The sequence below is a fragment of the Streptomyces sp. NPDC047061 genome (genome assembly GCF_040643955.1).
Lineage (GTDB): Bacteria > Actinomycetota > Actinomycetes > Streptomycetales > Streptomycetaceae > Streptomyces.
In genome coordinates this window covers 114,562-138,783 of the sequence record NZ_JBEYVI010000028.1, presented here as the reverse complement: position 1 = coordinate 138,783, position 24,222 = coordinate 114,562, and the positions used below count along the sequence as shown (strand labels likewise).

21 protein-coding genes and 1 pseudogene are annotated in these 24,222 nt (G+C 73.3%); 12 read left to right on the top strand and 10 right to left on the bottom strand.

What is annotated here, in order from left to right; all coding sequences use genetic code 11:
* Positions 1-3 precede the first annotated feature (3 nt).
* Genes ABZ887_RS33110 through ABZ887_RS33085 form a run of 6 tightly spaced genes read left to right on the top strand, consistent with a single transcriptional unit; the run spans position 4 to position 7,007 of the window.
* Positions 4-726, top strand: a complete 723-nt coding sequence (locus ABZ887_RS33110; protein ID WP_189262974.1) for a tail protein X — start codon at positions 4-6, stop codon at positions 724-726.
* Positions 726-2,633 carry a VgrG-related protein gene (locus tag ABZ887_RS33105; protein WP_361297456.1) on the top strand — a complete coding sequence of 636 codons (1,908 nt, stop codon included), beginning with the start codon at positions 726-728 and terminating at the stop codon, positions 2,631-2,633. The genes ABZ887_RS33110 and ABZ887_RS33105 overlap by 1 nt, the downstream gene beginning before the upstream one ends.
* A 40-nt stretch (positions 2,634-2,673) precedes the next feature.
* Complete coding sequence (locus ABZ887_RS33100) at positions 2,674-3,117, top strand: GPW/gp25 family protein (RefSeq protein WP_181806072.1); 444 nt, start codon at positions 2,674-2,676, stop codon at positions 3,115-3,117.
* Positions 3,118-3,122: 5 nt separating this feature from the next.
* On the top strand, positions 3,123-5,084 hold the full coding sequence (locus tag ABZ887_RS33095; protein ID WP_361297452.1) for a putative baseplate assembly protein: 1,962 nt from the start codon (positions 3,123-3,125) through the stop codon (positions 5,082-5,084).
* A 28-nt stretch (positions 5,085-5,112) separates the two neighbouring features.
* Complete coding sequence (locus tag ABZ887_RS33090) at positions 5,113-5,673, top strand: phage tail protein (protein ID WP_361297449.1); 561 nt, start codon at positions 5,113-5,115, stop codon at positions 5,671-5,673.
* Positions 5,670-7,007, top strand: coding sequence for a zinc ribbon domain-containing protein (locus ABZ887_RS33085; protein ID WP_361297446.1), 1,338 nt, complete (start codon positions 5,670-5,672; stop codon positions 7,005-7,007). The genes ABZ887_RS33090 and ABZ887_RS33085 overlap by 4 nt, the downstream gene beginning before the upstream one ends.
* 10 nt (positions 7,008-7,017) lie before the next feature.
* On the opposite strand, the gene ABZ887_RS33080 is transcribed toward ABZ887_RS33085, so the two are convergent.
* Positions 7,018-7,965 (bottom strand): glycosyl hydrolase, encoded by a 948-nt coding sequence (locus ABZ887_RS33080; protein WP_361297443.1) that lies wholly within the window; start codon positions 7,963-7,965, stop codon positions 7,018-7,020.
* Between the two features lie 99 nt (positions 7,966-8,064).
* Positions 8,065-8,982, bottom strand: coding sequence for a peptidoglycan DD-metalloendopeptidase family protein (locus ABZ887_RS33075; protein ID WP_361297440.1), 918 nt, complete (start codon positions 8,980-8,982; stop codon positions 8,065-8,067).
* Positions 8,983-9,168: 186 nt separating this feature from the next.
* On the opposite strand from ABZ887_RS33075, the gene gndA reads away from it, so the two are divergent.
* A complete protein-coding gene (gene gndA / locus ABZ887_RS33070) occupies positions 9,169-10,608 on the top strand; it encodes an NADP-dependent phosphogluconate dehydrogenase (RefSeq protein ID WP_361297437.1) in 1,440 nt (479 codons plus the stop codon).
* Positions 10,609-10,914: 306 nt separating this feature from the next.
* Here the strand turns inward: gndA and ABZ887_RS33065 are convergent, their stop codons facing one another.
* From ABZ887_RS33065 to ABZ887_RS33055, 3 genes are read right to left on the bottom strand one after another with little or no spacing between them, the layout of a single operon-like run.
* Positions 10,915-13,443 carry an ABC transporter permease gene (locus tag ABZ887_RS33065; protein WP_361297434.1) on the bottom strand — a complete coding sequence of 843 codons (2,529 nt, stop codon included), beginning with the start codon at positions 13,441-13,443 and terminating at the stop codon, positions 10,915-10,917.
* A gap of 2 nt (positions 13,444-13,445) precedes the next feature.
* Entirely contained in the window at positions 13,446-14,195 is a 750-nt protein-coding gene (locus tag ABZ887_RS33060; RefSeq protein ID WP_361297431.1) for an ABC transporter ATP-binding protein, read from the bottom strand.
* Positions 14,192-14,437 carry a hypothetical protein gene (locus tag ABZ887_RS33055; RefSeq protein ID WP_361297428.1) on the bottom strand — a complete coding sequence of 82 codons (246 nt, stop codon included), beginning with the start codon at positions 14,435-14,437 and terminating at the stop codon, positions 14,192-14,194. The genes ABZ887_RS33060 and ABZ887_RS33055 overlap by 4 nt, the downstream gene beginning before the upstream one ends.
* Before the next feature lie 245 nt (positions 14,438-14,682).
* Here ABZ887_RS33055 and ABZ887_RS33050 point away from each other — a divergent pair, with 245 nt between their 5' ends.
* Complete coding sequence (locus ABZ887_RS33050; RefSeq protein ID WP_361297495.1) at positions 14,683-15,933, top strand: sensor domain-containing protein; 1,251 nt, start codon at positions 14,683-14,685, stop codon at positions 15,931-15,933.
* 73 nt (positions 15,934-16,006) lie between these two features.
* Positions 16,007-16,669 carry a response regulator transcription factor gene (locus tag ABZ887_RS33045; protein ID WP_361297492.1) on the top strand — a complete coding sequence of 221 codons (663 nt, stop codon included), beginning with the start codon at positions 16,007-16,009 and terminating at the stop codon, positions 16,667-16,669.
* Between the two features lie 7 nt (positions 16,670-16,676).
* Here the strand turns inward: ABZ887_RS33045 and ABZ887_RS33040 are convergent, their stop codons facing one another.
* On the bottom strand, positions 16,677-17,717 hold the full coding sequence (locus ABZ887_RS33040) for an NlpC/P60 family protein (RefSeq protein ID WP_361297425.1): 1,041 nt from the start codon (positions 17,715-17,717) through the stop codon (positions 16,677-16,679).
* Positions 17,718-17,915: 198 nt separating this feature from the next.
* On the opposite strand from ABZ887_RS33040, the gene ABZ887_RS33035 reads away from it, so the two are divergent.
* Positions 17,916-18,986, top strand: coding sequence for a chitinase (locus ABZ887_RS33035; RefSeq protein WP_361297422.1), 1,071 nt, complete (start codon positions 17,916-17,918; stop codon positions 18,984-18,986).
* A 26-nt stretch (positions 18,987-19,012) separates the two neighbouring features.
* Positions 19,013-19,252, top strand: coding sequence for a hypothetical protein (locus ABZ887_RS33030; RefSeq protein WP_361297419.1), 240 nt, complete (start codon positions 19,013-19,015; stop codon positions 19,250-19,252).
* Positions 19,253-19,320: 68 nt separating this feature from the next.
* Here the strand turns inward: ABZ887_RS33030 and ABZ887_RS33025 are convergent.
* A pseudogene (locus ABZ887_RS33025) lies at positions 19,321-20,409 on the bottom strand (right-handed parallel beta-helix repeat-containing protein); the annotation flags it as partial.
* Positions 20,410-20,735: 326 nt separating this feature from the next.
* Here ABZ887_RS33025 and ABZ887_RS33020 point away from each other — a divergent pair.
* Positions 20,736-21,608 (top strand): LLM class F420-dependent oxidoreductase, encoded by an 873-nt coding sequence (locus ABZ887_RS33020; protein ID WP_361297416.1) that lies wholly within the window; start codon positions 20,736-20,738, stop codon positions 21,606-21,608.
* On the opposite strand, the gene ABZ887_RS33015 is transcribed toward ABZ887_RS33020, so the two are convergent.
* The 3 genes from ABZ887_RS33015 to ABZ887_RS33005 form a co-directional block, all read right to left on the bottom strand.
* Positions 21,591-22,352: a TOPRIM nucleotidyl transferase/hydrolase domain-containing protein gene (locus tag ABZ887_RS33015; protein WP_361297413.1), complete on the bottom strand. Its 762-nt coding sequence runs from the start codon at positions 22,350-22,352 to the stop codon at positions 21,591-21,593. The genes ABZ887_RS33020 and ABZ887_RS33015 overlap by 18 nt on opposite strands.
* Positions 22,353-22,471: 119 nt before the next feature.
* Positions 22,472-23,347: a PhzF family phenazine biosynthesis isomerase gene (locus ABZ887_RS33010; RefSeq protein WP_361297410.1), complete on the bottom strand. Its 876-nt coding sequence runs from the start codon at positions 23,345-23,347 to the stop codon at positions 22,472-22,474.
* A 29-nt stretch (positions 23,348-23,376) separates the two neighbouring features.
* Complete coding sequence (locus tag ABZ887_RS33005) at positions 23,377-24,150, bottom strand: TetR family transcriptional regulator (protein WP_361297407.1); 774 nt, start codon at positions 24,148-24,150, stop codon at positions 23,377-23,379.
* Positions 24,151-24,222: the final 72 nt, after the last annotated feature.

The following is a 24,222-nucleotide window of genomic DNA, read 5'->3' as shown; positions in this document are numbered from 1 at the left end:
ATCATGGCCAGGAGCAGCCGGGGCGCCGGCAAGAGCCTCGTGCGGGCCACCCTCGCGATTCACGAGCCGCCCGTGGGCACCAGCACCAGCCCGGGCGGCATCATCAAGACGTTCGGCTTCGAGTTCAACCCGGCGCAGCTGTCGATCGCCCGCCGGGCGGACTGGAAGTCGTCGGCGGCGCCGATCGAACGGGACGGCGCGCTCCCGGAGTTCCTCGGCACCCATCCGCGCGAGATGAGCGTGGAGATCTTCCTGGACCGGTCCGACGACCCGGACAGCAACGACGTGATGAAGAAGGTGGAGTCGCTGCTGGCCTGCTGCGAGGTCACCAGCAAGAGCATCGCCGCCAAGCAGCCGTCGCCGCCCTGGGTGGTCTTCCAGTGGGGCTCGTTCTCGACGGCCAACTTCACGGCGTACGTGGCCTCCGCCGACGTCTCCTACTCCCTCTTCGGGACCAGCGGGATGCCGATCCGGGCCAGCTGCCGGCTCCAGCTGCACGAGATCCCGAGCAAGACCGCGGGACAGAACCCGACGTCCGGCGCGCTCACCGCGCAGCGCGTGCACCGGGTCGTCGCCGGGGACTCGCTGCAGTCGCTGGCCTGGCGGGAGTACGGCAACGCGGCCGCCTGGCGGGCGATCGCGGACGCCAACGGGATCGACGACCCGGGGTGGCTGCCCACGGGGACGGAACTGGTGTTGCCGGCCGCCGAGGAGGTGCGGTCCTGATGGTGAAGCACGCTTTCTCGAACGTCGTCAAGGTCGTCATCGGCGGCAAGGAGCTGACCGCGACCTCGGAGTACGGGCGCTATCTGGTCGACGCGCACGTGGACCAGGGCGTCGGGGTGCCCGCCGCCTTCCAGCTGACCTTCCGGGACCCGGCGCGCAAGCTGCTGGGCAAGCTGGGCGTGCAGTTCGGCACCCCGGTGGTGATCACACCGGTCTCCGACGGGCAGGGCACCGGCGATCCGCTGCTCACCGGCGAGGTCACCGGGATGGAGGCCGAGTACGACGGCACCGGCAGCTACGCGGTGGTCCGGGGCTACGACTACGGGTTCCGGCTGATGCGGCAGCGCCGCGTGGTCGCCTACCGCAACCAGACCGCCTCCGACATCGCCCGCAAGCTCGCCGCGCAGGACGGCGTGCCGATCGGCCGGATCCAGGCCACCAGGACCGTCTACGAGTTCATCAGCCAGTCGAACGTCACCGACTGGGACTTCCTGGCCCGGCTCGCCGACGAGAACGAGATGGTCATGTCGGTGGACGCGGACGGCAAGTTCCAGTTCGTGAAGCAGAAGAGTGCCTCCGGGGCGCCCTCGCCGCGGACCGACGGCGACAAGAGCCCGTTCGTGCTGGAGGCCGGGCACGACATCCTGCGGCTGCGGACCGCGGTCACCGCCTCCGACCAGGTGAACAAGGTCGAGTCGCGCGGCTGGGACGTACGGACGAAGAAGGCGCTCACGGCCACCGTGACGCCCGCGAGCAACACCGGGTACAGCATCGGCACCACCCCGGGCGCGGCGGCCGGCGAGTTCAAGACGTCGAAGCTGGTGGAGACGCGTACGCCCTACGACAAGCAGTCCGAGGTGACGTACGCGGCCGACGCCCTCTCCGACGACGTCACCTCGACGTTCGCCGAGGTGGAGGTGGTGGTGCGGGGCAACCCGAAGCTGCGGCCGGGGGTGCCGGTGGCGCTCGCGGACGTCGGGGACCCCTTCGAGGGGAAGTACACGGTCACCTCGGTACGGCACGTCTTCGGCGACGCCAAGCACTACGAGACCTGGGTGACGGTCAGCGGCCGGCAGTGGCGGTCCCTGTACGGCGTCGCCTCGGGCGGCGGCGGGGACGCGGGCAGCGACCGGCAGCTCAGCGTGGCGCAGGCCCTCGTCACCGACGTACAGGATCCGCTCCAGCAGGGGCGGGTGAAGCTCAAGTTCCCGTGGCTGGACGACACCTACGTCAGCGACTGGACCCGGAGCATGCAGTGGGGCGGGGTGCGCGGCGGCGGGGTCTTCCCGATGGACGTCGGGGACGAGGTCCTCGTCGCCTTCGACCGGGGCGCCCTCGACCACGCGTACGTCATCGGCGGCCTCTACAACGGCAAGGACAAGCCGACCCGGGTCAAGGACGTGCCGCTGCACGACGGCATGCGCGGCCGGGCCACCCGGCACACCGTCTCCGACCGCGTCGGCAACCGCATGGACCTGCTCGACCAGCGGGGCCGCAAACAGGGCGTCCGGCTGGCCAGCGGCGACGACAAGCTGACCGTCTTCCTGGACCGGCAGCAGACCGAGATCACCGTGGACAGCAAGGGCAGCGTCTCCATCAAGGGCAGCAGGTCGGTGTCGGTGGAGGCCGGCGCCAACCTGTCCCTGAAGGCGGGCGGCGCGCTCAGCATCAGGAGCGGGGGACCGCTGTCCCTGCAGAGCGCGGAACTCGTCGACATCAAGGCCCCCGCGGGCGCGGTCACCGTGAACGCCGCCGCCGTGAACGTGATGGCGAACGCCGCCCTGTCGCTGCGCGGCAACGCGGCGGTCGCGATCAGCTCCCTGGTCACCGTGGGGATCCAGGCCCCCCAGGTACCGGTCCTGGGCATGATGACGATGGGTGGACTGAACGTGATGGTGGTCCCGTGAGCAGCCCGCAGGTCTTCCCGGAGAGGCGGGTGCGGCGCTGATGGCAGAGCAGTTCGTCGGCTCCGGCTGGTCGTTCCCGTTGCGCATCGGGCCCACCGGCGGCATCGCCCTGGTCAGCGGCGAGAAGGAGGTCGAGGAGGCCATCCGGCTCATCCTCTCCACCGCCCCGGGCGAACGCCCGATGCGGCCGGAGTTCGGCTGCGCCATCCACGACCTGGTCTTCGCCCCGGTCAACGAGCAGACCGCGGGCCGGATCCAGCACGAGGTGCACGCCAGCCTCGACCGCTGGGAGCCGCGGATCGAGGTCGAGGACGTCGAGGTGACCACCGGGGCCGACCCGAGCGTGCTGATGATCGACGTCCGCTACTCGATCCGCGGCACCAACAACCCGCGCAGCCTGGTCTTCCCCTTCTACGTCATCCCCTCCCACGACGAGCCGGACCTGCCGCCCGCCTCCCCGGACTCCTCCGAAAGCGACCGCTGATCCCGATGGCCCTGCCCTCCCCGAACCTCGACGACCGCCGCTTCCAGCAGTTCGTCGACGACGCCAAGCGTTACATCCAGCAGCGCGCCCCGGAGTGGACCGACCACAACGTCTCCGACCCCGGCATCACCCTGGTGGAGACGGTCGCGCACATGGCCGACCAGATCGTGTACCGGCTCAACCGGGTCCCGGAGAAGAACCACCTGGCCTTCCTGGACCTGGTCGGTATCACGCTCTTCCCGCCGTCCGCCGCCCGCACGGACGTGACGTTCTGGCTGTCGGCGGCCCAGGAGGAGCCGGTCCCGGTGCCGGTCGGCACCGAGGTGGCGACCCGCCGTACCGAGACCCAGGAGGCGGTCGTCTTCGCGACCGAGCGCGAACTGACCATCGTGCCCAGCGAGTTGCGGCACCTGCTGCGGCAGCAGCACGGCGCGGCCGTCGTCGACCTCACCCATGAACTCGCCGAGGGCAAGGACCTGTTGTGCTTCACCGAGTCCCCGAACCCCGGTGACTGCATGCTGCTCGGCCTCTCCGCCGCCGTCCCGCACTGCGCGGTCGCCCTGGACCTGGACAGCCGGGTCGACGGTGTCGGCGTGGACCCGCGGCAGCCTCCGCTGGTCTGGGAGGCGTGGACGGAGGACGGCTGGCGGGAGTGCGAGGTCGACCGGGACGGCACCGGCGGCCTCAACCGCCCCGGCGAGATCGTCCTGCACGTCCCCGGCGGCCATGTCCTGTCCCGCAACGGCGGCCTGGAGGCCAGCTGGCTGCGCTGCCGGGTCACCGAACCCCACGCCGACCAGCCCTTCTACACCACCTCCCCGACGGTCCGGTTCGTCGAGGCCTGCACGGTGGGCGGCACCACGGCCGCCGTCCACGCGGAGACCGTCGAGGACGAGGCGCTCGGCGAGTCCACCGGCCTGCCCGGCCAGCGCCTCAGGCTCGCCCACGCCCCCGTCGTCGGCGACACCCCGCCGCTCCTCCTGCAGACCGCCGAGCACGACGGCGAGGACGGCTGGGCGGACTGGCAGGTCGTCCCGCACTTCGCGGCCTCCGGCCCGCACGACCGGCACATCACCCTCGACGCGACCACCGGCGACATCGCCTTCGGCCCCGCGGTCCGCGAACCGGACGGCACCCTGCGCCAGTACGGCACGGTGGCCCCGAAGGGCGCGGTCGTCCGGGCCCGCCGCTACCGCACCGGCGGCGGCCGGGACGGCAACGTGGCCCGCGGGGCCGTACAGATCCTGCGCTCCTCCATCCCGTACGTGGCGGAGGTCGTCAACCGGGAGGCCGCGCGCGGCGGGGTGGACGGCGAGACGGTCGCCGAGGCGAAGGTCCGCGCCCCGATCACGCTGCGCGCCCAGGAGCGGGCGGTGACCCTGCGCGACTACGAGGAGCTGGCCCGCCGCGCCGCCCCCGAGACGGCCCGGATCACCTGCCTGGAGGGCGAGGAGGGCGAGCACGGGTCGTACGCGGTCCGGGTCCTGGTGGTGCCCCAGGCGGTCCCCGACCCCGGCGGCCGCCTGCGCTTCGAACAACTCGTCCCCGGCGACGCCCTGCTCGACCGCATCACCCGCTACCTGGACGAACGCCGCCTCATCGGGACCCGGTTGGCGGTCGGCCCGCCCTTCTACCAGGGCGTCACGGTCGTCGCCACCGTGCACGCCTTCCGCGGCGTGGACGTCGACCGGGTCCGCCACCAGGCCCACGACGCCCTCTACCGCCACCTGGACCCGCTGACCGGCGGCGCGGACGGCAAGGGCTGGCGGTTCGGGCGCCCGGTGCAGTCCGGCGAGGTCTTCGCGGTGCTGCAGCGCGTCCCCGGCGTCGAACTCGTCGACGAAGTCGTGCTCCACCCCGCCGACCCGCTCACCGGCAAGCGCGGCGACCCGACCGACCGCATCGACCTGGACGCCCCGTCCCTGGTCTTCTCCTTCGACCACCGGGTGAGGGTGATCGGCGAATGACCGGCAACAACCCGTCCGGAGGCCTCCGTTGAGAGGTTCCATCGACGGCCTCGGCTCCTCCGTCCCCATCGGCGCGATGCTCCCGGCGGTCTTCGCCGACGACGACCTCGCGCTGCGCTTCGTCGCCGGCCTGGACGACGTGATCGCCCCGATCCCGAACGTCCTCGACTGCCTGCCCAGCTACTTCGACCCGGCCCTGGCCCCGCTGGACTTCGCGGAATGGCTCGGCACCTGGGTCGGCGCCGAGACGGACGGCACCGAACCGGAACCCCTGCTCCGGGCTGCCGTCGCGGCGGCCGCCTACCTGCACCGCATCCGGGGCACCCGCCTCGGCCTGTCCGAGACGGTCCGCCTGGCCTTCGGCGTGACCCCGGACATCACGGAGAGCGGCGGCGCCGACTGGAACGCCCGCCCGCTGGGCCCCTTCCCCGGCACCCCCCGCCCCCACCTCCACGTCCACCTCACGCTCCCGTTCCCCACCCCGGCCGACGAGGTCCGCCTGGAACACCTCGTGGCCGCCGCCCGCCCCGCTCACATGCCCTACACGGTCCAGGTGACCGCGTCCGCCGAAAGGACCCCGCAGCCATGACGACCAACCGGAACTGCACGGAGTGCGGCACGGTCGCCGAACCGGGCCAGTCCTTCTGCGACGCGTGCGGCGCGGTCCTGAGCTGGGCGGGCAACAGCGAGGAGCCCCCTCAGCCCCGGCAACCCTCGCCCCCCGACCCGGCCCCCGCCCCCGCCTGGGACGCCTTCACCCGAAGAGACGGCGCCACCGGGCTGCCCCAGCGGACAGCCTCCTTGGAACCAGCGGCAACGACAGCGCCCCGTCAGGGCCACGGTGACTTGCAAGGTGCGGCAACGACAGCGCCCCCTCAGGGGCGCGGGGAACTGCGCGACCAGCCCCCACTCACCGCCACGTCACCCACGGCCGAAACCACCCCCATCCCCACCCCACAACCCGCACCCGAACCGGAACCCGTACCCACCCCCACCCCCACCCCCACCCCCACCCCCTCCCCCGACCACGACCGAGCCCGCCGCCTCCTCATCCCCGTGACCGACCCGGAACCGGCGGCCGCACCCCCCTCCGTCGCCCCCGTCCTCCCCGGCCGCCCCACCCCCCAACGCCCCGCCTCCGTCCGCGCCCCCGGCGAGGACCTCGGCGCCCACGGCGGCACCCCCTGCCCCTGGTGCGCCACCCCCAACCGCCCCGACCGCCACTTCTGCACCCGCTGCGCCATGCCCATGGCCGGCCACCCCGGCGCCGCCGCCTCCGCCCCCCGCCCCTGGTGGCGCCGCATCCTCGACTTCCGCAGGAGAGAGACCCCGTGGGCCGGCGACCGCCCCCGCCTCCGCCGCACCTTCGACCGCGTCCTCACCTGGATCGTCGCCGCCGTCGTCCTCACCGGAGCCATCGTCCTGGCGGTCAACACGCCGAAGGCGATCAGCGCCACCCGCGACCACTTCGCCAAGCGCGCCCAGGTCTCCCCGGCCACCTACCGTGCCTCCCGCTCGTACGCCGGCCACAAGCCGGAACTGGTCTTCGACAAGCTGAACAACACGTGGTGGGGTCCGGGCGTGACCCAGGGCGGCGAGGGCGAGTGGATCGAGGCGCACTTCGACGAGCCGACCCGCCTCCTGAACGTCGTCATCACCTCCGGCGAGTCGACCCACAACGACCAGCTGAGGAAGTCGGCGCTGCCGCACCGCATGAAGGCGACCATCAAGACCGACGACGGGAAGACCGAGACCCGTGAGCTGACCCTCGATCAGACGGCCGGCGGCCAGACCCGTGACTTCCGCGCGGCGGACGTCGTCTCCGTCCGCTTCACGATCGAGTCCTCGTACCAGGCGTCGGCCGACACCCAGGTGGCCATCGCCGAGATCGAGTTCTTCGGCCCGTCGAGCGCGAACTCCTAGCTCCTGGCTCCTAGCTCCTCATCAGGGACCGGTAGACGGCCGTGGACCTGGGGTTGCCCCGGCAGCTCCACACGCCGTGCGGGCAGTAGTCGGTGATCGTCTGGTACACCGGGCGGCTGCTCGCGAACCAGTCCAGCATGCCCCGCAGATACGCGGGGTCGTCGCCGTTCTCGTACAGCCCCCACTCGGGGTACGAGACCGGTTTGCCGTGGGCCCGGGCGAACTCGACCTGGGCCCGCAGCCCGTACGGCTCGTTGACCTGCTCCTGGAAGGACATCCCCCGCGGGGCGTCGTACGCGTCCATCCCCACCACGTCCACGTACCCGTCCCCCGGGTAGCACGCGGTCCAGGGGATGGCGTCCCGGCCCCGGTTGGGCGCGAAGTCGAACCGGAACCGGGCGCCCGGCACCGACCGCATGGCCGTCACGATCCGCCGCCAGTAGGCCCGCCAGGAGGCGGGGTCCGGCTCGCAGCGGTGGGTGTACGTGACGCCGTTCATCTCCCAGCCGAGCACGACGACGGTGTCCGGCGCGCCGACCGCGACCAGCCTGCGGGCCAGGGCGCGGAAGTGACCGTCGTACGACCCCTTCGCCCCGAGCTGGAGTTGGCGGCGCACCTCGGGGTCCGGGACGTGTGCCTCGGTGTGTTCCAGCATCGGCACGTTGAGGACGAGGAGCCGGTCGGGTTCGGCCCGCCGCCACCGGGCCCAGATCCGTACGAAGTCCGGGGCGCCCTCGATGTTCCGCCACACGTCCCCGGGCAGGTAGGTGTGCCCGACCCGGGGTTCGTCCCGCAGCCAGTTCCCGAGCGCCGCGACCCGCCGCACCCCGTCCGCTCCGTACCCGACGTACGCCCCGAACGGCCCGGGCGCGGCGGGCCGCGGGGTCTCCGGCCGGGAGACCGGCAGCAGCAGGGCGGCGGTCAGCGCGGCGGCCCACAGGAACCTCAGACGTGCCATGGGAGGCAGTCTGGCCGCTGCGCGCGCGGGGGCCACGCTATGTGGACATAACGTGACCCTGCGCGCTGTCGTCGTGCTACCGCCGTGCCGGCGGCGGGTTCACCTCGTCCCCGGGTTCCACAGCGTCGTCAGATCCCAGGGCGTGGCCGGGTTCCACGGTGTCGCCGGGGCCTTCTGCGGCGTCGGCGTCCCCGGCTTCCCCGGCGCCCTCGGCGGCCGGCCGTGCCACGGCTGCGCGGGTCCCGTCCAGCCGGCCGACGGCAGTGCACTCGGGTACGGGGTGTCGGGGATGCTCGGAGTGCTCGGGGTCGGGTGGGGACGCGGATGCGGGCGCGGGTGGGAGTGAGAGTGCGAGTGGGAGTGGGAGTGGGGGCGCGGGTGTTCCGGGGACGCCGTTGCGGGCACGCTCACGCCGTGGTGCCGCAGCCACGGCAGCGGCGCGATGGCGGAGTCCGCGTGCCGGGTGGTGCGGACCTCGAAGTGGAGGTGCGGGCCGTCGGCGTTGCCGGTCGCGCCCGCGCCGCCGATGCGCTGGCCCGTCGAGACCCGCTGGCCGGGGCGGACGTTGATGACGGACAGGTGGGCGTACTGGGTGTAGTAGCCGTCGCAGTGGTGTAACACGACCTGGTTGCCGAATCCGTCGCCGCAGGACGCGGCCACGACCCGGCCGGAGCCGACGGCGTACACGGGCGTGCCGGTGCGGACGGCGAAGTCCTGGCCGGTGTGCCGGTGCTGCCAGTGGTGGCCCTTGGCGGCGTACCGGGCGGAGAGCCGGTAGCGGACCGTGGGCGCGGTCCACCGGGCGGTGCGGGAGGTGCGGGCGGTGCGACCGGTGTGACTGACGACGTCGGCGCGTCCGGTCCCGCCCTTGCGGGCGGCGGCGGGGGGCGGGGTGCTGGGCCGCCCGAAGGCGCAGTGGCCGGGGCGCTGGGCGGCCTTGGCGGGCGTGGTGAGGAACGCGCCGGTCAGGAGGAGCACCAGTGCGGCGACGAGCAGCCGTAGATCATCCGTTCGCATCTTCGGATCCTCTGACGAACGGCTCCCCGGGAGGTGGCCCCACGCGCCCGGGGCCACGACTTTCGCCTGTTCGGATGATCGTCCCCGGCGCGGCCCGCACCGTTTCACCCGTCCGGAACTGAACGCCCGCCCGCCGTCGGCCCGTACCTCCGGGCACAGCACGTGTCCGCAGAACGGAGTCCCCCCGTGAACGCATCCGCAGCCATCGGCGTGACAGGCCTGGGCGTGATGGGCCGTAACCTGGCCCGGAACTTCGCCCGGCACGGCTACCCGGTCGCCGTCCACAACCGCACCCCCGCCCGCACCCGTGCGCTGATCGAGGAGTACGGGAGCGAGGGCGACTTCGTCGGCGCCGAGACCGCGGCCGAGTTCGTCGCCGCCCTGGAACGCCCCCGCCGCCTCATGATCATGGTGCAGGCGGGTGCCGCGACCGACGCGGTCATCGACGAGTTCGTGCCGCTCCTCGAACCCGGTGACATCGTCATCGACGGCGGCAACGCCCACTTCGCCGACACCCGCCGCCGCGAGGCCGCGCTGCGCGAGAAGGGCCTGCACTTCGTGGGTGTGGGCGTCTCCGGCGGCGAGGAGGGCGCGCTCCACGGGCCGTCGGTCATGCCGGGCGGCTCCGCGGAGTCGTACGCCGTGCTCGGGCCGATGTTCGAGGACATCAGCGCGAAGGTGGGCGGCGAGCCGTGCGCCACGCACGTCGGCGCGGACGGCGCCGGGCACTTCGTGAAGATGGTCCACAACGGCATCGAGTACGCCGACATGCAGCTCATCGCCGAGGCGTACGACCTGCTGCGCCAGGTCGGCGGGTACGCGCCGGCCGAGATCGCCGACATCTTCCGGGAGTGGAACGGCGGCCGTCTCGGCTCCTACCTCATCGAGATCACCGCCGACGTCCTCGCCCACGTCGACGCCGCCACCGGCGCGCCCTTCGTCGACGTCGTCGCCGACGCGGCCGGGCAGAAGGGGACCGGGCGCTGGACCGTGCAGACCGCGCTGGACCTGGCCTCCCCGGTCACCGCGATCGCCCAGGCGACCTTCGCCCGAGCGGCGTCCGGCCGCAGCGCGCTGCGCGCCGCCTACGCCGGTCTGCCGGGCGGCACCACACCCCCGCTCAGCGCCACCGAGGCCGACCGCTTCGCCTCCCGCGTCGAACACGCCCTGTACGCGTCGAAGGTCATCGCCTACGACCAGGGCTGGACGATGATCCAGGACGCGGCCGCCGAGTACGGCTGGAAGATCGACCTCGGCGCGGTGGCCCGGATCTGGCGGGGCGGCTGCATCATCCGCGCGTCCTTCCTGGACCGGATCCGCGCGGCCTACCGGGCCGACCCGGACCTCGTCAGCCTGCTGGCCGAGGCGGAGTTCGCGAAGGAGATCGCCGACGCGCAGGTGCCGTGGCGGGAGACGGTCGCGTCGGCGGCCCGCCGGGGCATTCCCGTCCCGGCCTTCTCGGCGGCCCTCTCCCACTACGACACCCTCCGCGCCGCCCGACTCCCCGCGGCCCTCCTCCAGGGCCAGCGCGACTACTTCGGCGCCCACACCTACGCCCGCGTCGACAGAGAGGGCACCTTCCACACCCACTGGGCAACAGAGGCCCGCCCGGAAACCGAGAGCTGATCAGCGCGCCCTGTCTTTGTCCTTTTGCTTTTTGCTTTTGGCTTTTAGGGGCGCGGGGAACTGCGCGACAAGCCACAGCGGACCCGCAGCCGACACTGAACGGAATTGCGGTCCGAGAGTGCCGCGATCCGTCGTCAGCCGACTGCAGCATCGCCGTGGCTTGTCGCGCAGTTCCCCGCGCCCCTTACGGGGCTCGTCCGGGGGCGTCGGGGCGCGGCCCGCTGCGGGTCCGTCGTGGCTGGTCGCGCCCACGCGGCGGCAGCCGCAAGTCAAATACAGCCCCGCGCCCCCAAAAGACAGGGCGCTTCACGCACCCACCCTGACAGCCTCGGCCGCTGGCAGCCGCAGGGCCCTTCTCGTCGGCAGCTCCACTGTCACGTACGCCGTTGCCACCACCGTCGCCGCCGCCGCGGGCAACAGCCACGCCGGGCCGGCCGGCCAGGGGCGGGACAGGAAACCCTCGCCCAGCAGCGCCAGCGGCACCGCGGACAGCGCCGTCCCCGAGACCAGCGCGGCCACCGCGATCACCCCGGCCTCCCTGCGCATCATCGCGAGGATCTGCCTGGGCGTCGTACCGACCAGCCGCAGCGCGGCGATCTCCGTGCGGCGCTGGGCCGTCGCCGCGACCAGCCGGTTGGCGATGCTGAGCAGGAGGTAGCCGAGCAGGACGACGATGACGGCGAGGTTCACCCACACCTCGGGCGGCGTGTCCGCGCCCGCCTCCGGGGCCGTGTCCGAGAGGGCGAGGCCGGGTCGGGCGGCGGTCAGCGCGGTGAGCCCGCGTTCGGCGCCGGCCGTGCCGTCGGTGCGGACGAGGACGCTCTGGTCGAGCCCGGACGTGGTGTGCCCGGCGGCCAGGTCGCGGGAGAGGACGACCGGGCCGAAGCCGAGCCCGCGGTCGTAGACGGCCACCACCTTCGCCTCGACGGGCGCGCCGTCGCCCAGGAACAGCTTGATACGGGCGCCGAGTTGCGCATCGCGCGGGCCCGCGACCTCGCTGCTGACGGCGACCGTTGCCCCGGTGAGGCCGGCCAGGCTGCCCCGGGTCACCCCGAGGTCGAGGACGTCCCGCGCTGCGGGGGTGAGGATCAGCGCGGCGGCGGACTCGGTGTCGGTGTCGCCGAACTGACGGTACGGCCAGACGACCGTCGTGGTGCCGACGGGGGCCGCGGCCCGAACGCCCGGCAGCCGTCGTACCGCGGAGAGCGTGTCCGTCGGCAGCCCGCCCAGGGCGCCCGCGGTCAGCCGGTACTGGCCGAGCGTCCCGGTGCGGGTGTCGTCGGAGGTCGCGGCCAGCACGGTGGTCTGGGCGAGGGTGTACGTCAGCACGAACACGACCGCCATGGCGAGCGGGCTGACCACCCCGGTGACGCGCCGCGCGTACGCCCGGACGTTGGACAGGGCCAGCCAGGTCGGCGCGGACACCCCGGGGCGCAGCCGTCGTACGGCCGCCTCCCCGGCCGCCCCGACCAGCGCGGGGCCGGCCAGGGCCAGGCCGATCGCGGCGACGATGCCCGCGATGGAGGTGGCGGAGGCGCCGATCGCGGTGCGTTGCAGGAGCGGGGTGACGGAGAGGACGGCGGAGCCGGCGATCAGGAGCAGGCCCGCGACCGTGCGGGGGCGGGAGGGGGCGCGGGGCTCGCTGCGGGACTCGGCGACCGCCTCGGTGGCCGGCATCCTCGACGTGCGCCAGGCCGCGCAGCGGGCCGCGAACCGGACGGCCGCGAGGAGGAGAAGGACGGCGGCCAGGGCCGGGAACGGGCTGAGCGTGAGGGGGAGTCGGTCGGGGAGGACGTCCCGGTGGACGAGCAGGGTGCGGAAGCGGCCGGCCAGCAGGTAGCCGAGGGCGACGCCCGGGACCAGGGCCACCGCGGCGACGGCCGTCGACTGGGCCGCGGCCAGCCGCCGGATCTGCCGCGGGGTCGCGCCGACGGCCCGCATCAGCGCCAGGTCCCGGCGCTGCCCGGCGATCGCCACGCCCAGGGCGCCGGTCGTCACGAACCCGGTGATCAGCAGGACGATCCCGGCGAGTGAGCCGGAGAGGAGGACGAGGAGGGAGCGGGCGGATCCCACGCCGGGGGCCACGGCCGTACCGCGGTCGGCTCCGGTGAGCACCTTCAGTCCGCTGCCGGCGACCGCCGCACGGACCTCCGCGGCCACCCGGTCCGTGGCGCCGGGCCGGGCGCGGAGGCCTATGAGGTCCACGGCGTCGGCCGACTTCGCGCCACGGCCCGCCAGTTCGGCCGCCCTGGCGTCCGTGAAGTAGACGCCCGCGTCCGGGGCGTGGACCAGCGCCGAGACGCGGTAGGCGGTGGCGGCGCGGCCGTTCGCGGTGACCAGGACGCGGTCGCCCACGGACAGGCCGGTCGTCGCGGCCACCGCCACCTCGGCGGGGGCCGCCGGGGCCGCGCCCTCGACGCGCGCGCCGGGCAGTAGCTTCGTCGAGGACCAGCCGTGTCCGGCCGCCGCCGGGTCCTGGCCGGCGCCGGTCGGAAGCAGGCGGCCGTGCGCGTCCGTCACGGCGGCCGGGAGACCGAGGTCGCCGACGGCGAGGGTGACACCGGGCAGCTTCGCCAGGCGGGCGGTGAGGCCGGCCGGGACCGTGGCCCGTTCGGGCAGCGCGATCGGCAGGTCGCCGGAGACGTGGAATTCCTGGTCGGCGGCGACCACGACATCCGCACCGCCGAGGCGGCCCGGGGGCAGCTGGGAGCGGAGACCGGACTCGGCCAGCACCCCGGTGGCGGTGATCAGGGCGGCGCCGCCGAGGACCGCGCAGGCCACGGCGAGCAGCGAGGCGATCCGGTGCGCGGCCATCCGCAGGGCGAAGCGGAACATGTTCAGTGGTCTCCCAACGTGGCGAGCCGGGCGGCCAGTTGACTCGCCATCGGGTGGTGCAGGGCCTCGACGACCCGGCCGTCGGCCATCACCAGCGCGGTGTGCGCGCGGGCCGCGGCGGCCGGGTCGTGGGTGACCATCACCACCGTCTGGCCGAGGTCGTCGACGAGGGTCCGGAGCAGGTCGAGGACCTGGTGGGCGCTGCGCAGGTCGAGCGCGCCGGTCGGCTCGTCGGCGAAGACCACCGCCGGGCGCGCGGCCAACGCCCGTACCAGGGCCGCGCGTTGCTGCTGGCCGCCGGAGAGCTCGGCGGGGCGGTGGTGGAGCCGGTCGGCCAGACCCACGCGTTCGACCAGGGTGCGGATCCAGTCCCGGTCGGGGCGGCGGCCGGCCAGCCGCAGCGGCAGCGTGATGTTGTCCTCGACGGAGAGGGACGGGATCAGGTTGTAGGCCTGGAAGACGAAACCGACGCGCTCCCGGCGCAGTTCGGTGCGCCTGGTCTCGTTCAGCCCGGCGATCTCGCGGCCGTCGATGCGGACGCTGCCCGACGTCGGAGCGTCCAGGCCCGCCGCGCAGTGCATCAGCGTGCTCTTGCCGGAGCCCGAGGGGCCCATCACGGCGAGGAAGGTGCCGTGTTCCACGGTGAGCGACACGTCGTCCAGGGCCCGCACCCCGCCCGGGTACGTCTTGCCGACGCCCGCGAGCGCGATGGCCGGGGCCCGGCGGGCGGTGTCCGTCGCGGTGGTGGTCATCGGCGGCCTCGCAGCCGGCGCACGGCCAGGGTGCCGGCGCTGAGCAGGGTCACCACTCCGCAGGCCACGTTGATCCAGGGGGCGGTGCCGCCGTAGGAGGTCGCCATGTCGGCGGCCGCGCTGAGGACGAGCAGGGACCAGAGCAGGGTGCGGGTGAGGTCCACGCCGCCGGTTCCGGTGCCGTCGTCACGGTGGTCGACGGGCGGTGTGCCGGTGAGGCGGTACGGGTCGGGGTGGGCCACGGGGAACCTCCTGCTGGGGGCCGACGTCCTGCGGTACGGGCACCGACGCTACGGACCGTGACCCCCCTCGGCCGATCCCGTGGACCGCCGGATCGGAGGTACAGCAGGCTGTACCTTCCGGGGTTCCGGGACCCGGTGAACTGCCGTACGCCCTAGGGTTGTTGACGTCGAGAAGGGAGATGACGATGGCTGTCACCGGCTCCCGGCCGTCGCCCGGGGGTACGGCGGCGGGCGGCGGCGAGCGGATGGACGGCGGTGAGGGAGTGAGGGCCCTCGCCGGGCGGACGGTACGCGCCGCCGGCGGCGCGCTCGCGGAGCTCGTCGGCGGGCTCGGTACGGCCGCGACGGCCCTGCTCCTGCTCCTGCTGCTCGCGGTCGCCGCGGTGACCGCGCCGCTGGGCGTCGGCCTGCTCCTGGCGCCCCCGCTGCTGCGCGCGCTGCACGCCCTGGCAGGCCGGGAACGCGAACGGCTCGGCCGACGCGGCCCCGAGGTCCCCGCCCCGGAGCCGGCCCCGCCGACCCGGCTGCGCACCGCCCTGGGCGACCCCGCCACCGGGCGGGAGCTGCGCTGGCTGGCCCGGCACGGCACGGCCGGGCTGCTGCTGGGCCTGGCCGGGTTCCTGCTGCCGCTGTCCGCCGTCCGGGACACGGCGTTCCCGCTGTACTGGCAGTTCGTGCCGAAGGACACCACCGCCACCTCCGTCGGCTTCGGCGTCGCGCACTCCTGGCCGGAGGCCTTCGCCGTCTGCGCGTTCGGGATCGGCTCGCTCGCCGTCATCCTGGGGCTGACCCCCGGCATGGCCCGGCTCCAGGCGGGCCCCGGGCGGCGGCTGCTGGCCGCCGGACCCGACCAGGACCTCTCCCTGCGGGTCGCGGAACTCACCGCCACCCGGGCCGCCGCGCTCGACGCCCACGCCACCGAACTCCGGCGCATCGAGCGGGCGTTGCACGACGGCACGCAGAACCGGCTGGTCTCCGTCACGGTGCTGCTCGGCGCCGCCCGCCGGCAGGTGGCGCGCGATCCGTCCCGCGCCGAGGAGATCCTGGAGCGCGCCCAGTCCGCCGCCGAACAGGCGCTGGCCGAGCTGCGCACGGTCTCGCGGAGCATCCTGCCGCCGGTCCTGGACGACCGGGGGCTCGCGGGTGCGCTGTCCGGCCTCGCCGCCGACTGCCCGGTGCCCTGCCGCATCGACGTGGACGCGCCCGAACGCTGTGCCGCCTCCGCCGAGGCGACCGCCTACTTCGTCGTCGCCGAGGCCCTGACCAACGTCGCCAGGCACAGCGGCGCCCGCTCCGTCACCGTGACCGTCCGGGCCCGGGGCGGGCGGTTGCGGCTCACCGTCGCCGACGACGGCCGGGGCGGCGCCGAGGAGGCCGGCGGCTCCGGACTCACCGGCATCCGCCGCCGCGTCGCCGCCCACGACGGCACCCTCCGCCTGGCCAGCCCGCCCGGCGGCCCGACAACCCTGGAAGTGGACCTGCCCAGTGGATCGTGAAGCACCAGCACATGACGGTGCCCGCCCAGTACATGGCGGTGCTCGTCCGGCACGCGACGATGCACGCCCGTCCCTGCGGATCGTCATCGCCGAGGACGACCCCCTGCTCCGCGAGGGCCTCGCCCTGCTGCTGCGGGCCGAGGGGATGGACGTGGCCGCGACCGCCGGCACCCCGGACGAGGCGCTGGACGCCGTCGAGGCGTGTGCGCCGGACGTCGCCGTCCTCGACGTCCGGATGCCGCCCACCCACACCGACGAGGGCATCCGCGCGGCCGTCGAGGCCCGGCGCCGCCACCCCGGTCTCGCCGTCCTCGTGCTGTCCGCGTACGTCGAGCAGAGCTTCGCGACCCAGCTGCTCACCGGCGGGGTCGGCGGGCTCGGCTATCTGCTCAAGGAACGGGTGGGCCGGGTGGAGGAGTTCCTGGACGCCCTGCACCGGGTGGCGGCCGGCGGCACCGCGATCGACCCCGAGGTCGTCGCCCAGCTCTTCGCCCGGTCCCGCCAGGACACCCGCCTGGAGCGGCTGAGCCCGCGCGAGCGCGACGTCCTGGCGCTGATGGCGGAGGGCCTCGGCAACTCCGCGATCGCCGAACGGCTCGTCGTCACCGACGGCGCCGTGCACAAGCACATCCGGTCCATCTTCGCGAAGCTGGACCTCTCCCCGGCCGACCGGGTGGACCGCCGGGTGGCGGCGGTCCTGCACTACCTGGAGGACGCCCGGGTCAGATCCCGTTGATCCCGGGTCAGACGCGGACGCCGAACATGAACGGGCCGCCGATGGTGCTCATCGACTCGTAGCGGACGACCGTGCCGGTGCGCGGGGCGTGCAGGATCTGCCCGTTGCCCGCGTACAGGCCCACGTGGTGCAGGTCGTTGAAGAAGAAGACCAGGTCGCCGACCTGGAGGTCGGAGGTCGAGTAGATCTTGGTGCCGATGGTCGCCTGCGACTCGGAGGTGCGCGGGATGGAGACGCCGGCCTGCGCGTAGGCCCAGGAGGTCAGGCCCGAGCAGTCGAAGGAGGAGGGGCCGGTGGCGCCGTAGACGTACGGGGTGCCCAGCTTGGTCTTGGCGGCGGCGAAGGCGGCGGCGGCCCGGCCGGTGGCGGAGGTGTCGTCGCCGAGGTCCACCCGCTCGCTGGAGGAGCGGCTCGCGCGCTCCTGCTCGGCGGTGAGGGCGGCCTTCTCGGCGGCGGTGAGGCTGTTCAGCAGCTTCTGTGCCTCGGCCAGTTTGGCCTGGACTTCCTTCTTCTTCTTGGCGAGTTCGGTGCGGGTGGCGGCCAGGTCCTTGAGCTTGCCGGTCGCCTCCGCCCGCTCCTGCGCCAGCTCGCGCTGCTTGGCCTGGATCTTCTTCAGCGTCTCGACCTGCTGGCTGCTCAGCTGGTCGAGGGTGGACGCCTTGTCCAGGTAGCTGTCCGGGTCGGAGGAGAGGAACAGCTGGAGGGACGGGTCGATGCCGCCGCTGCGGTACTGGGCGGTGGCCATGGAGCCGATGCCGTCCCGGAGTTCGTTGAGCTCGTCCTGCCCGCGGGCGACCGAGTCCTGCAGCGCGGATATCTGCTTCTGCAGCTTCTCCTGCTTCTCCTTGGCCCCGTTGAACTTCTCGGTGGCCTGCTCGGCCTCCTCGTAGAGCTTGTCGACCCGGGACTTGACCTCGTTCTTGCTCGGCTTCTCGCTGGGCGCGGCGTTGGCCGCCTGCGCGCTCAGGGCCACGGCCGCCGCGGCGGCGGAGGTGAGCACGGTGACGCGGGCACGGCCCGGCTGCTTTGCACGACGGTGGGACGCCACGGAGGCGAGCTCCTTCCGAGCAGAGGTTCGGGCAACAGACCCTAATGACTCTCTTATGGTCAGTTCAAATCTTCGCATGAAAAATCTTGGCCGGAAGTGACTGAACAGGAACGTCTCTTGACGACACATCGAACGAAAGGGTCTGTTGATTGTAAAGAACCTTGACAGTTAATTGGTCTAGTCCAAATATGGGCGTCCATGAGACGCACTCGTGCCCTGCACGCCCTGCCCGCAACCGCTCTGTCCGCCGCGCTCGTTGCCCTGGGGGCCGGCGCCGCACACGCGGCCCCCGCCGCCGTCCCGCACGCGGCCCAGCACGCCGCGAAGCCCATGCCCGCCCACGTCGCGGCCCCCTACTTCGAGGCCTGGACCGGCGAGAGCCCCGCCGCGCTCGCCGCCGAGTCCGGCAACAAGTACCTCACCCTGGCCTTCCTCCAGACCCCGAACGCGGGCTCCTGCGCCGCCGACTGGAACGGCGACGCCACCCAGCCCATCGGCCCGGGGACCTTCGGCGCCGACATCGCCGCCCTCCAGGCCCGCGGCGGCAACGCCATCCCCTCCTTCGGCGGCTACAGCGCCGACACCACCGGCACCGAACTCGCCGACAGCTGCGCCGACGTGGACGCCATCGCCGGCGTCTACGAGAAGCTCGTCACGACCTACGGCATCAGCCGCATCGACCTCGACATCGAGGCGGACTCCCTCGCGAACACGGCCGGTATCGACCGCCGCAACAAGGCGGTCGCCAAGGCCGAGCGGTGGGCCGAACGCACCGGCCGCCCGCTCCAGTTCTCCTACACCCTGCCGACGACCACCAAGGGTCTGGAGGCCAACGGACTGGCCGTCCTGCAGAACGCCGTCGCCAACCACGCGCGCGTGGACGTCGTCAACATCATGACCTTCGACTACTACGACGGTGCCGCCCACGACATGGCCGCCGACACGAAGACCGCGGCCGACGGCCTGCACGCCCAACTCCACGCCCTCTACCCGCACAAGAGCGCCAAGGACCTGTGGGGCAAGGTCGGCGTCACCGAGATGCCCGGCATCGACGACTTCGGTCCCGCGGAGACCTTCACCACCCAGAACGCCGCGATGGTCGAGCGCTGGGCCGCCGCCCAGGGCATCGACACCCTCTCCTTCTGGGCCCTCCAGCGCGACAACGGCGGCTGCGTCGGCACCGCCGGCGCCAACGCCTGCTCCGGAATCGCCCAGGACCAGTGGTACTTCAGCCACACCTTCGCACCGTTCGGCGGCCGGCGGTCCTAGCCCGTCACCGGGTTGGGGGTGCCCCCGTGGAACGGATCCTGGTGGTGGGTGTCACCGGCGCGGGCAAGTCCACGCTCGCCCGGACCCTGAGCGGCCGACTGGGCCTGCCGTACCACGAGATGGACGCGCTGTACTTCGACGGTCCCGGCTGGGCGGTCAACAGCAGGCTGACCGAGGACGTGTCCAGGCTCGTGGGCGAGCCGCACTGGATCATCGACTCCCTCGGCCATCCGGACGACACGGCGGCCTGGCTGGCAGCCCTCTGACCCGGCGGGCCGGGGCCGTCCACACCCTGTGGACGGCCCCGGCCGCACCGCACCGGCGGTGCCCCCCGTCAGGGCGACACGACCGCCCCGCCGAAGGTGACGTTCAGCTTGCCGGAGGAGGCGAAGGACCAGCCGAGGGCGCCCGCGTAGGGGGCGCACCGGGAGCCGTTGGTGCCCGTCCAGAACTGGTTGGAGCTGTCGGCGTCACCGACCGTCTTGTCGTTGGAGCCGCTGACGGCGAACCGGCACGAGGTGTCGGTCCGGAACACCGAAGTGCCCTTGTCGAAGGAGAAGTTGCGCTCGGCGTTGTCGATGCCGACGTTGTTCGAGACGGTCATCGTGCCGGGGTTGCTGTTGTAGGTGAACCCGTGGTGGCCGTTGCCGTAGGCGATGTCGTGCCGCACCACGTGGTTGACGGCGATGTCGTCGCCGCCGAGCTTGTAGCCGTTGCGGTCGCCGTCCCCGCTCTGACTGCCGTCGCTCAGCGTGCCGTTGCCGTAGGAGAGCGAGTACTCGATGGTGACCGGCCCGATGGCTCCCGTGTCGGTCTTGGTGTAGAGGTCCCAGCCGTCGTCGATGTTGTGGTGCGAGACGTCGTACCGGAAGACGTTCCCGGTCCCGGTGGTCAGTTTGGACGCGAACCCGTCCGCGTCCTCGCCGTCGCTGTCGGCGTTGTCGTGGGACTCGGAGCTGACGACGAGGTTGTTCGCCGGCCACTGGCTGCTGGGCGTGCTGGAGGAGATCCGGCCGAGCTGGAGCCCCGTGTCGCGGTTGTACGCGGTCACGGCTCGCTCGACGACGTTGTTGCTGCCGCCGACGTAGATGCCGTTGTCGCCGGCGTGCTCGACCGTGAGGCCGTACAGATGCCAGTAGTCGGCGTACAGCTGGAGGCCGCGGTTCGACGAACTCTCGCTCTGCGCCGAGAAGTCGAGGACCGGGGTCTCGCCCGGGTAGGCGGAGAGGGTGGTGAGCGCGCCCGAGGTGCCGTTGGCGCCGGCCGGGATGGTCACGGTGGCGGAGTAGGCGTACGTCCCGCCGCGCAGGTAGATCGTGCCGCCGGCGGCGATACGGCTGATCGCCGAGGTGAGCGTGGTCGGGGCCGACTGGGTGCCGGCCGCGCCGTCGGTGCCGCCCGGCGCCACGTACAGCACGCTGGACGCGGCCTGCACGGGGCTGCCGGAGAGTGCGACGAGCGTGCCGGCGAGCAGGCCGACGGCCGCGATGACTGGTCTGACGTGCATCGTTCATCTCCGTTCGTCTCCATCGAGGACCTTGCGGAAAGCGCTTTCTCTGCGAAGCTAGGAGGGTGTTGTGGGCGCGTCAAGGGTCATGCATGTAATTGACGTTCATAAGTGTGATCGTGAAGGTGTGTGGTGGTGGGCGTTCGTGGCCGGTGCGCGTGAGGGGTGCGCGTGGTGGGTGCTCGCGAACTATTTCGATGGCGAGCGGAATAGTCGGCGGTGGCCCGCCGGTTCTCCGGGGTATGGACGAGATCCCTCGCAAGATCGACCTGGGCGCCGTCGGTGTGTGGCGCCACGGCAGGACGGAGCCCGGCCTCGCCGCCGAGCTGGAACGCCTCGGCTACGGCACGCTGTGGCTCGGCGGGGTGAACGACCCGGACCTCACCGAGGCCGAGCAGCTGCTCGACGCCACGGAGAACCTGGTGGTCGCCACCGGCATCGTGAACATCTGGTCCCATCCGGCCGAGCGGGTCGCCCGCTCCTACCGGCGCATCGCCGAACGCCACCCGGACCGCTTCCTGCTGGGCATCGGCGCGGGCCACCCGGAGGCCACGAAGGAGTTCGTACGGCCCTACGAGGCCCTCAACGACTACCTCGACGTCCTCGACGCCGGCGGTGTCCCGGTCGCCCGCCGGGCGCTGGCCGCCCTCGGTCCCCGCGTCCTGCGCCTGGCCCGCGACCGCACGGCGGCCGCGCACCCCTACCTCGTCACCGCCGAGCACACCCGCGGGGCCCGCGACATCCTCGGCGCCGGGCCCCTCCTCGCCCCCGAACAGAAGGTCGTCCTGGAGACGGACCCCGCCAAGGCCCGCGCGATCGGCGACGCCACGCTCGGCTTCTACCTCGGCCTGGCCAACTACGTCGGCAACCTGCGCCGCCTCGGCTTCGACGACGCCGACTTCGCGGACGGCGGCAGCGACCGCCTCTTCGACGCGCTGATCGTGCACGGCGACACGGCCCGGGTCGCGAAGGGCGTCCGGGCCCATCTGGAAGCGGGCGCCGACCACGTGGCGCTCCAGGTACTGCACCCCGACGGCACCGACCCGCTGCCCGCCTACCGGGCGCTGGCGGGGGCACTGGGGCTGGGGCTGGGGGGCTCAGAGGCTCGCGAGTAGGGCGTCGAGCGGTGCGGGTACGCGGTCGGGGTCCAGGGCCTCGACCAGTACCCGGCCGTAATGGATCTTCCGGCCCGATGTCGTACCGAGGAAGCGGCGCAACTGCTGCTGCGCGCCGCGGCCCTGCTGGGCGGGCTGGTTCAGGAAGGTGTGCAGGGCACGGTGGTCGCCCTCGGCGCGGGCGAGCTCGGCGACCCGGGGCGGGCCGAGGGCGCGGATCAGCTCGTCCTCCAGGTCGGCCGTGCAGACGAAGAAGCCGTGCTCCGCGGCGCCGGCCCGCGCCAGGCCGCGGGTGTAGTAGGGGCGTTCGCGTTCGTCGCAGAGCCCGGTCAGGCGCAGGCCGAGACCGGTCGGCCCGAGGAGGCGGGCGAAGCGGCCGACGTTCATCGCCCCGCCCATCGACAGCACGCAGACCCCTTCGGCTGCCAGGTCCCGGCCGCGCAGGGCGGCCAGCGCGTTGACGGCCGCGAGGTCGCTGGGTCCTTCGAGCAGCACGGCGACCCGCACGGCGAGCCGGCCGGCGAGTTCCCGCGCGGGTTCCTCGGGCCCACCGCCGGCCCAGGCGCGGACGGCCTCCCGGAAGGCCGCCAGGTCGGGCGGGCGGGGGGTGACCGCGATGCCCGCGGGACGGGCTGCGCCCGTGGCGGGTGCCGTATCGGCCGCATTGGCCGGATCTGCCTCGCTTACTCCGGCCTCTGCGTGCGCCGCATGCGCCGGGTCCGGTGTGTCCGGCGTGTCCGTCATGGGGACGAGTCTCCGCCCGGGTCCGGCGGCGGTGCCACGGAATATCCGTGCCACCGCCGCATGTCCGTGGCACCACCGCACGTCCGTGGCACCACCGCGCTCGGGATCGGCCCGGCGGCTCAGGCGATGCGGGCCCCGGTGCCGCCGACACGGACGCGCGGGTCGGCCGCGCGCAGGGTCACCGTGAGTTCGCCGGGGCGCCCCAGGTCCTCGCCCTGGTGCAGGGTGAGGACGACGTCCTCGGGGACCAGGCCGAGCTCACGGGCGTACGCGCCGAACGCGGCGGCCGCGGCGCCGGTCGCCGGGTCCTCGACGACCCCGCCGACGGGGAACGGGTCCCGTACGTGGAAGACGGTCGCCGACTCCCGCCACACCAGCTGGACCGTGGTCAGGTCCAGACGGTGCATCAGCGCCTCGAGGCGCGCGAAGTCGTACGCGAGGTCCGCGAGGCGGGCGCGGCTCGCCGCCGCGAGCACGAGATGGCGGGCGCCGGCGAACGCGATGCGGGGCGGGAAGGCCGGGTCGAGATCGGCGGCCGGCCAGTCGAGCGCGGCGAGCGCCTCCGCGAGGTCGGCGTCCAGGATCTCCTCGGTGTGCGGCTCGACGCTGGTGAGCGTGGCCCGGACCGCCCCGCCCTCCACGGTCACCGCCACCGGCACCGTGCCCGCGCGGGTGGCGAACACCAGCTCCCCGGGGCCGGTCCGCTCGGCGAGCGCGACGGCGGTCGCGATGGTGGCGTGCCCGCAGAACGGCACCTCGGCCTTGGGGCTGAAGTAGCGGACGGTGTAGGCCCGTCCGTCCTGGCCGCCGAGGCCGGCCGGGGGCGCGGTCAGGAACGCCGACTCCGAGTAGCCGAGTTCGGCGGCGATGGCGAGCATGTCCCCGTCGTCCAGACCGGTGGCGTCCAGTACGACACCGGCGGGGTTGCCGCCCTCGGGGGAGCTGGAGAAGGCGGTGTAGCGCAGGATCTCGGGCCGTGGCGCGTTCGTCGTCATGGTCGCGGCAACGTGGCGCGGACCGGCGGCTATTCCTGCACGCGGCCGGACTCCCGGTGCCGGGTGGCGGTGATGCCGGCGAGGACGAGATCGACGCCGGCGAGGAACTGCTCGCGGTCGTCGTGCTCGCGCATCTGGTCGGAGACGGCCCGGGTGAACGGGTACTCGTCGGGGTCGAGTTCCTCCCACGCCTTGGACACGGTGTCGAGGAAACGGGCGCGGTCCACGCCGGGCGCGAAGTCGCGGGCGCTCACGCTGTTCACGGCGTTCTGGCCGGCGGCGCCGAGGATGTAGTGCACCAGGGCGGAAGCCACCGTGAACCACTCGCTCTCGGGCACGTCGAGGGCACGGACCTGCTGGCCGATGCTCTCGAAGATCCGCGGCGTCACCGTCCCCCAGGGGCTGCGGGTGAGCTGTACGGCGAGCTGCGTCGCGAGCCACGGATGCCGCTCGATCGCGTCGAACAGCCCGAGCGCGACACCCCGGATCCCGTCCTGCGGCGAGGCCTCGGGCGTGGGCTCGGGCGCGGGCTTCTCCGGCGGCGGCTGCGGGGCTCCGGCGGTGGTGTGCCCGACGGCCACGGCGGCGGTGACGACCGCGTCCGTGGCGGCGGAGAGCAGCTCGTCCTTGTTGGCCACGTGCCAGTAGATCGCCCCGGGCCCGGTGGCGAGGCGCTCGGTCAGTGCCCGGAACGTCAGCCCGCTCTCGCCGGCCGTGTCGAGCAGCTCGACGGCGGCCTCGACGATGCGCTCCCGGGAGAGCGCCTCTGTGCGCCGCTGCGACCGGCGTGTCCGCGTTGCCATGGCGCCATCTTGACACGGCTGGAGCGTCGTTCCAACATGGAACAGCATTCCATTATGGAATGTCGTTCCAGA

Coding starts and splice junctions, on each gene's coding strand:
- ABZ887_RS33060 (WP_361297431.1), bottom strand. CDS start 14,195: ATGACCACCACCGCGACGGACACCGCCCGCCGGGCCCCGGCCATCGCG.
- ABZ887_RS33005 (WP_361297407.1), bottom strand. CDS start 24,150: ATGGCAACGCGGACACGCCGGTCGCAGCGGCGCACAGAGGCGCTCTCC.
- ABZ887_RS33015 (WP_361297413.1), bottom strand. CDS start 22,352: ATGACGGACACGCCGGACACACCGGACCCGGCGCATGCGGCGCACGCA.
- ABZ887_RS33085 (WP_361297446.1), top strand. CDS start 5,670: ATGACGACCAACCGGAACTGCACGGAGTGCGGCACGGTCGCCGAACCG.
- ABZ887_RS33050 (WP_361297495.1), top strand. CDS start 14,683: ATGGACGGCGGTGAGGGAGTGAGGGCCCTCGCCGGGCGGACGGTACGC.
- ABZ887_RS33035 (WP_361297422.1), top strand. CDS start 17,916: ATGAGACGCACTCGTGCCCTGCACGCCCTGCCCGCAACCGCTCTGTCC.
- ABZ887_RS33010 (WP_361297410.1), bottom strand. CDS start 23,347: ATGACGACGAACGCGCCACGGCCCGAGATCCTGCGCTACACCGCCTTC.
- ABZ887_RS33020 (WP_361297416.1), top strand. CDS start 20,736: ATGGACGAGATCCCTCGCAAGATCGACCTGGGCGCCGTCGGTGTGTGG.
- ABZ887_RS33065 (WP_361297434.1), bottom strand. CDS start 13,443: ATGTTCCGCTTCGCCCTGCGGATGGCCGCGCACCGGATCGCCTCGCTG.
- ABZ887_RS33110 (WP_189262974.1), top strand. CDS start 4: ATGGCCAGGAGCAGCCGGGGCGCCGGCAAGAGCCTCGTGCGGGCCACC.
- ABZ887_RS33100 (WP_181806072.1), top strand. CDS start 2,674: ATGGCAGAGCAGTTCGTCGGCTCCGGCTGGTCGTTCCCGTTGCGCATC.
- ABZ887_RS33095 (WP_361297452.1), top strand. CDS start 3,123: ATGGCCCTGCCCTCCCCGAACCTCGACGACCGCCGCTTCCAGCAGTTC.
- ABZ887_RS33105 (WP_361297456.1), top strand. CDS start 726: ATGGTGAAGCACGCTTTCTCGAACGTCGTCAAGGTCGTCATCGGCGGC.
- ABZ887_RS33075 (WP_361297440.1), bottom strand. CDS start 8,982: ATGCGAACGGATGATCTACGGCTGCTCGTCGCCGCACTGGTGCTCCTC.
- ABZ887_RS33080 (WP_361297443.1), bottom strand. CDS start 7,965: ATGGCACGTCTGAGGTTCCTGTGGGCCGCCGCGCTGACCGCCGCCCTG.